The following is an 842-nucleotide window of genomic DNA, read 5'->3' on the forward strand; positions in this document are numbered from 1 at the left end:
ACAGTATCTTAGAGCATTTCAGCTACGCCGAGAGCTGTTTCGGAAACCCGGCCGAGATGCTCTCAAATACGCTGTTCGAGCAACTCTGTGAAATCAACAATGTGCTACGGATGAGCGTATTTGTATTAGCATATAGGCCTTCTGTGCAATACAGATTCGAATGAATGAATGAATTGATCACCTAGCACACGTACTGATCATTTCTGAACTGGCTCTTGAGTCAAGGCGACGGTCAATACAGGCCATTCATGTTGTAACGCTGTCGAATACTTTGTCCAAAATCGGGGTAATAACCACGAATCCGATGAAGATCGCAATAACGTAGGAAATGAATTCGAAACCAATCGTGACTGGGTCAGAAATACCGTCAGTATAGGCGTTGTAGAGCGTGAATATGGCCGCAGCAACTACGGCGTTTGGAAGGTGATCGGAGACCAACGTTCGTAACTCCATAATGAGATTGTTCGGCGAATCTTCAAATTCGTATCGGTTAGGATGTAGTTGCCCGAGAGTGAATACGAGTAGTATGCACACCTACTGAGCAGATAGCTTCTCTCAAAGGTCATGAAATAAACCACCTCTTGGGCTTATTTATACCATCATAGTCCGAGTCAATTAGCTTACTCACCGGAGATGATATCGTTCGCTTCGTCGCGTGTCCGCTTCGCGGCCTCCTGTGCGTAGCCTTCGTGGGTTGTCTCGATGGATTTGTGCCGGAGTACGTCCTGCGCCAGCTGTGGGTTCTCGCGATAGATTTCTCGTCCGAGCCCACGGCGGGCACCGTGTGGCTTCAGTGGCTCCTCGAACTCGTAGTCGGACCACTCACAGAGTTTGGCGAGGAT

Annotated in this window: 1 protein-coding gene and 1 pseudogene; both read right to left on the minus strand. The window is 48.6% G+C overall.

Translation table 11 applies throughout. The features are described from left to right. Nucleotides 1–246: 246 nt before the first annotated feature. On the minus strand, nt 247–453 hold the full coding sequence (locus VI234_RS21175; protein ID WP_064287855.1) for a hypothetical protein: 207 nt from the start codon (nt 451–453) through the stop codon (nt 247–249). A gap of 167 nt (nt 454–620) precedes the next feature. Beyond that, a pseudogene (locus tag VI234_RS21180) lies at nt 621–842 on the minus strand (tyrosine-type recombinase/integrase); the annotation flags it as partial.

It is taken from the genome of Haloarcula sp. CGMCC 1.2071 (assembly GCF_037078445.1).
In the GTDB taxonomy this organism is placed as follows: domain Archaea; phylum Halobacteriota; class Halobacteria; order Halobacteriales; family Haloarculaceae; genus Haloarcula; species Haloarcula amylolytica.